Origin of the sequence: Sulfurimonas sp. (assembly GCF_014859695.1) — a bacterium.
Lineage (GTDB): Bacteria > Campylobacterota > Campylobacteria > Campylobacterales > Sulfurimonadaceae > Sulfurimonas.
Genome location: NZ_JACUTS010000090.1, coordinates 1 through 6,424, shown reverse-complemented (window position 1 = coordinate 6,424; position 6,424 = coordinate 1). Strand labels below are relative to the sequence as shown.

General features: G+C 36.1%; 6 protein-coding genes and 1 riboswitch. Of the genes, 3 read left to right on the top strand and 3 right to left on the bottom strand.

All coding sequences use genetic code 11. The annotated features are described in order from the left end of the window. Window positions 1–790 (top strand): methyl-accepting chemotaxis protein (locus IBX42_RS10760; protein WP_294932782.1); only part of this gene is annotated, 790 nt, incomplete at its 5' end. A 53-nt stretch (window positions 791–843) separates the two neighbouring features. Here IBX42_RS10760 and IBX42_RS10755 read toward each other — a convergent pair. Next, window positions 844–1,230 (bottom strand): class II SORL domain-containing protein, encoded by a 387-nt coding sequence (locus IBX42_RS10755; RefSeq protein ID WP_294932780.1) that lies wholly within the window; start codon window positions 1,228–1,230, stop codon window positions 844–846. A 168-nt stretch (window positions 1,231–1,398) separates the two neighbouring features. Between IBX42_RS10755 and glyS the strand changes: the two genes are divergently transcribed. Further along, complete coding sequence (gene glyS, locus IBX42_RS10750) at window positions 1,399–3,420, top strand: glycine--tRNA ligase subunit beta (protein WP_294932778.1); 2,022 nt, start codon at window positions 1,399–1,401, stop codon at window positions 3,418–3,420. On the opposite strand, the gene IBX42_RS10745 is transcribed toward glyS, so the two are convergent. After that, window positions 3,417–4,700, bottom strand: coding sequence for a hypothetical protein (locus IBX42_RS10745; protein ID WP_294932776.1), 1,284 nt, complete (start codon window positions 4,698–4,700; stop codon window positions 3,417–3,419). The two genes, glyS and IBX42_RS10745, sit on opposite strands and share 4 nt — an antisense overlap. Window positions 4,701–4,783: 83 nt before the next feature. After that, a riboswitch (cyclic di-GMP riboswitch) is annotated at window positions 4,784–4,864 on the bottom strand. Between the two features lie 75 nt (window positions 4,865–4,939). Continuing rightward, the gene (locus IBX42_RS10740; protein ID WP_294932774.1) at window positions 4,940–5,674 is read right to left on the bottom strand and encodes a hypothetical protein; all 735 of its coding nucleotides are present in this window, start codon (window positions 5,672–5,674) and stop codon (window positions 4,940–4,942) included. Window positions 5,675–5,740: 66 nt separating this feature from the next. Here IBX42_RS10740 and IBX42_RS10735 point away from each other — a divergent pair. Beyond that, a partial coding sequence (locus tag IBX42_RS10735) for an ElyC/SanA/YdcF family protein (RefSeq protein WP_294932772.1) occupies window positions 5,741–6,424 on the top strand: 684 nt, incomplete at its 3' end.

Genomic DNA, 6,424 nt, shown 5'->3' with positions numbered 1-6,424 from the left:
CTCTACAGAGGAGATGGTTCACTCACTAAACAATATATCCCAGAAAATGGAAGGAAGCAGAGAAAGTTCTGAGCAGTTAAACAACAGCGTAAATGAGATTACAAGCGTAATTGCACTTATCAAAGATATAAGCGATCAGACAAATCTTCTAGCGCTAAATGCAGCCATAGAAGCTGCACGTGCAGGAGAGCATGGACGCGGATTTGCTGTTGTTGCGGATGAGGTTAGAAAACTTGCAGAGAGGACTCAAAAAGCGACAAACGAGGTTGAAGTAAATATAAACCTGCTTAAACAAAACAGCTCTATGATGCAGGAGTTCTCAGACCTTATGAGTCAAGAAGTCTCTTCATCTCTAAGGAAATTAGAAGCATTTAACGTTAGTCTTTACTCTCTTGTTGACGGTGCAAAAGATATTCAGCTCTCAAACAAAAAAATCTCCAATGAGCTCTTTATTACTCTTGCCAAACTGGACCATATTGCATTTAAGCTTAGCGGATACAGCGCTGTATTTAAAGATGATCACGATTTCAAATTTTCAGATCATACCAGCTGCAGATTTGGAAAATGGTATGTGGGCGATGCGAAGGAGTCATTCTCTTATACGACGGCATACAGTAAAATCGATCCTATTCATAAAACTGTCCATGACAGGGTTAGAACAATTCCTGACTATATCGAGAGCGGTTCTGTTAAGAATTCAGAGAAGATTATTTCAGCATTTAGTGAGGCGGAAAAAGCATCAAAAGAGCTATTTGTTACTTTGGACAATATGACCGAAGAGGTAAAATAAAAAAAATATTTAGTGAGGTTTATCAAGAGAAAAATCTCTCTTGATAAGATAGATTATGCAGTTACTTCTACAACTTTTTCAGTTGATTCCCACACACCGTGTTTTGTACAGTATGCTTGAGCAGTAAGTTTAAGCTTGTTTCCTGTTGGAATAATGTTAAATGTCACTGTTGCATGAGCTTTCATATTTCCTAAAGCACCGGCAGTAAAATCAGCACGAGATAGAAGAGTTTCACCGTTAAAAAGTGACATGTTGGCAATGTAGTGGTCAAAATCATCAGGGTGAGTATACTCATTTCCCATTTTAACTGTTACGCTAAACATCTCGCCCTCTTTAGCACTATCTGCGCAGTGAATAAACGGTGAATGACGGTCAATATAATCTTTTTTACTTTCTCTCTCAACTGTATCTATATCAACATAACGATTGATTTTTGGCATTCTTAAATCCTTGTATTTTAATTTATGTGCCATTGTAACTACAATATCATTTATAAAAAACTTCCCTTGCTCTTTATCTGCTTTGATTAAGACTTCTTTAATTTATTAGCATTTAACAAAAATATAGATAAAATCGCGGTATTAATAACTACAAAAAAGAGTCTATTTATGATTAAACCGCTACTAATTGAGATTGGTGTTGAAGAGCTTCCCGCTATTGCGCTTTTAAAAGAGTTAAACAATATTGAAAAAAAATATGCTGATATTTTAGAGAAAAATTTACTTTTGTGTGAATTTGAATTTTACTATACTCCTCGTCGTCTGGTTTTGTGGCATAGAGAGTTTAAAACACGCCAAGATGACAGCATTGAAGAGTTTTTCGGGGCGCCGCTGGAAGTTGCATATAGAGATGGCAATCCTACGCCTGCAGCACTCGGTTTTGCAAAGAAATGCGGTGTAGATATTAAAGAGATAGGCTCCGCACAAAAAGGAGAAAAAGAGGTTCTTTACTACAAAAAAGAGCTAAAAGGAAAACCATCGGTAGAGCTTCTTGATGAGATAATATATGAGTGGATTAAGTCTTTGGACTTTGGTAAATCTATGAGATGGGGAAGTCTGTATGAGAGCTTTATCCGCCCGATTCGCTGGGTAAATGTGCTTTTTGGCGATGAGCTTGTAGATATTGAGCTTTTTGGAGTCAGATCAAAAAAAGAGACCTTTGTACACCGTATAAGCAATTTCAACTCGGTGGCTCTAGACGGCGCAAAAGATTATTTTGAGACTCTTGAGAATGGCGGTGTGGCTCTTTTTCCTGAAGTAAGACGCGAGAGTATTTTAAACAACTTCTCAACCCTTGAAAAAGAGAACAACATCACCATAGAGATAGATAAAGATTTGCTAGATGAAGTTGTAGCAATTACGGAACACCCTACGGCACTTTTGGGTTCATTTGATGAGGCGTTTTTAGAGCTTCCCCCAGAGGTTATCATTACTTCGATGAAAGAGCATCAGAGATATTTTCCTGTTTTTAAAGATGCCAAGCTGGTAAATAGATTTGTCGTAGTTTCAAATGCCTTAACAGACGATTTTTCTAAAGTTATAGAGGGTAACGAGAGAGTTCTGCGCCCTCGTTTGGCAGATGCGCTCTTCTTTTATAACAATGACCTCAAAAAAGGACTTAGCACAGAGGGGCTTGAAAAAGTTGTGTTTATGAAAGGACTTGGAACAGTTGCCGACAAGATAGAGCGTGAGCGAAAAATTGCCGATGCTCTTTTTGACATGTACAAGCCACAAAGTGCAACAAAAGAGATGTTGAATCGTGCAATTGATTTAGCAAAAGCTGATTTAATGAGCGAAATGGTCTATGAGTTTACGGAGCTTCAAGGTCTTATGGGATACTACTACGCTAAAAAATCAGGAGAGAGCGATGAAGTGGCAATTGCCATAAAAGAGCAATATCTGCCCGACGGCGAAGAGAGCCTCCTTCCTTCAACCGTCATGAGCGCTATTGTTGCCATGAGCTTAAAGCTTGACACTCTTTTGGGTCTCTTTAGCATAAATCAGATTCCTACAGGCTCACGTGACCCTTTTGCACTGCGCCGTGCGGTAAACGGTTTGATTAGAATTACTAAAGAGCATAATCTAGAATTTGATATTGTTAGTGCTCTAAAGCATTTAAGCAAAGAGTATGCGGAGTTTGATATATCAAAACTTGAAGTGTTTTTCCTAGAGAGAGTAAGACAATATTTCAAGGTAAATCCTTCCATTATAGAAGCCGTACTATTAAGCGGTGAGAGAGAGCTTCTAAGAATCGGTAAAAAAATAGAGGCACTGGATAACATGGTGGCAAGTGAAGGCTTTAGCGAATCGTTTTCTACATTTAAAAGGGTTGCAAACATCACTAAAGATATTGATATGTCTAGCAAATTCAGTGTCGATGCAAAACTTTTTCAACAGAGTGCGGAAGAGGCTCTTTTTGCAAGATACAGCGAAGTAAGTTCGGCAAAATATACTTCCTACGAAGAGGAGCTAGACGCTCTTTTGGGGCTTAAGCCAGAACTTGACAAGTTTTTTGACGATGTTATGGTTAATGCCGAAGATGAAGCTCTGCGCAACAATAGAAAAGCTCTTATAGCATCTATTTACAAAAGTATTTTAAATATTGCGGACATTAAAGAGGTTAGTGTTTAACTCGCCTCTTCAATGAGTATTTTTTTCGAAGTAAGCGCTTTAACCAGAGAGTTTCTGATTGAGAGGTAGGCATTTTTGTTTTGCGCCAATATCTTCTCATCTCTTCTCTCTTGTCTCTTTAGAGAATCTATCTCTCTTTTGATATTGTTGTACTTTACAATATGAGATTTGGTTGCCATTTTTGATGTTAGTTTACTCTTTTCATCTTTATTCATCTCTATTTCATACTCAAGCTCTTTAATTTCACTTTTAAGAGACTCAGCTTCTTGCGGATTTTTAGATGAATCAAATGAATCCGTGTAGATATTTAATCTTTTCGTTGCATAAACGAGATTTTGAGAAATTTTTTCTATCTCTTTTATGATTTTGTTGTTATGTTCAATCGGTGAGAGTGAGTTTATGTAGTACTCTGAAATAGCATCTTCTAACTCCTCTTTTTGCTCTTTGATAGTCTCAAGCGACATCTCTGTCTTTACATATATTTTGACAATAGACATCATTGATGCAACATTCCACTTAAGTCCGTTCGCTGCTTCAATTTCTGGAACTCTGTATTTTTGCCCCTCTAGCACTACTACGTTTAGAGAGTAGTACTTTAAAAAATCTGTAATATACTTGTTTGACGCGCTGAGTTCAGAGAGCAAGAGGTTTGCAATGTGGTTAAAGACCTCTTTGAAGTGTTTTCTAAATACATAGCCTGAAAAGCCTTTAAAAAATTCATCATTTTTATCAAAAGAGTTTATAAGATGCTCTTTTACAATAGATTGTATCAGTGAAAAAGCATATTTTTCATATACAAAATTGTCTATTTTTTTATCTAGCATATAGGTGTCAACAAACTGTTCCGCAACAAAATATAAGAAGTTTTTGTTGCGCTCTTTGAGAAAAAAGTTATTGTAAAATGATTTTAGTTCATCTTCATCCAGACCGTTATATCTCGAAGCGATGGTATTTTTTTCCTCATCAGAGATTCTCTTTACGCTGCCCTCATCAAAGAGTTTTATAAATATCTGTGAGTTTTTTATGATGATAATATCGCCGCTTTTTAGCTCAAATACTTCTCTTATGGCATGTTTTAGAAGTTCTTTTTTGTCTACCTCTTCATTGTCGATTTTATTTACAAAATGTGTCAGTTTTTTTGTTAACTCTATTTGTAGACAAATAAGATCTTCTTTGTTGTTATAATCGTACTCAATTAAATCTTCATTTTTATCAATTATGTCTATGATTGCATCGAGATTGATACTATCTTTTGGTTCTATTTTATATAAATAAGACATAACTCTCCCAACAAAATATACAAACGACTTATGAAAAAATTTGGATGCGGGAAACAAAACATATTTAAGAATATGGTAAGTTAAGTTGCAATCCGACCATCTTGCATAGCGCAAGACTCGTGACTTTCCGTCCCTATTTCACAATAAGTTTGGCTTAGACTTAGTAAACTTTATTTTACTATAGGATATTTAAAAGTAGCTAAAAATTGTTTGTTATCTTTTATATTAATCTTTTTTTTCTATGACGTTTTAACAATCTGCGGAGGAAATTTTGAAAATGCTTTTTTAAAGGCGTTTGCTCTTACATCTTTAAATTTTCCGCTCGCAATAGGAGGTAGAAAATATGCTCCCTCTTCACTCTCTATTACGTCATGATTGTTGTCATGCATAAATGCTATCTCTTTGGCGAGTTTTTTTGTTTGAGCTACCAAATTTCTGGCATAAGTTATAATATGTTTATGATGTCTGTCAAACTTGTTTCCAGAGCCGAAAAAGACAAACTTACCGCTTAGGCGAATATTGAGATAGTCTTGATAGTTGAGCTCTTTGTCGTATCTTGTAAGCTGATTGCTACTGTATTTGTCCAAATCTGCATCAAACTCCTCCAAAATAGGTGTCGGCTCTATATTGGGTTTGTTTATGCCAAAGAGATACTTAATCTCTATAAGTTTGCCTCTGTATCCATTTTTTATGGCAGAAGCAAAGAGGTTGCAGTTGTTGTCGAAGACTAGCTCACAAAATTTGCCATCAAACTCATAGCCCTGAGCGGCTAGTTTTGAGTTTGTGTTATAGCCCACGGGAGCGATGGTCGGATTGTATAAAAATATAGTTCCAATTACAGATTTGCGTTTTTTACTTAAGAGCTCTTCTAGAGCTTTAACATCTATAGTCTCGCTATCCTCAGGTATATAAATATACTGCTCGACTAAATACTCTACATCAAAACTTGTTGAAAATTTTCCAAATGCCTGCAAATTAAACCCTCTTATATTTATTGTAATTATACTATAATTTTGCATTATTAACGAGGGAAGAGGCGTATGGAGTTTGGATTTTATTTAAAGAAATTTGTCACATTTTTTCTTGAACCGCTTGGTTTTGTATCGGCACTATTTGCCATCGGTCTCTACTTTTTATTTGTCGATAGAAAAAATATCTCAAAACTCTTTTTATCTCTCTCTTTTTTATTTTTACTTCTCTTCTCTTATGAACCGTTTTCAAACTTTTTAGTAAAAAATCTTGAAGAGAACTACCCTAAATACGGATACAAGAAGGATATAAAATATATCCATGTTCTTGGAGGCGGACACAATACGGATGAGTCTCAACCGCTCTCATCAAACATAAGCTCATCCGGTATTAAAAGAGTGTTGGAGGGAGTAATTATTCATATGCAGACTCCAGGCTCAAAGCTTGTTTTTACCGGTTATGAGGGAGATACTGAGATTCCAAATGCAATTATGAATGCCAAACTTGCAGCCGCTTTGGGAGTAGAAGAGAAAAATATGATTCTAAATCCAAATCCTAAAGACACCAAAGAGGAGGCTCTCTTTTTGAGAAGCATACTCAGCGGCGAGAAGTTTGCGCTTGTGACTTCGGCAACACATATGCCAAGGGCTATAATGCTTTTTGAATCACTTGGTTTAAATCCTGTTGCGGCACCTACAGATTTTCATAAAAAGGAGCATAAGGGCTACCTTAAAGCACCAGATATTGATGCACTT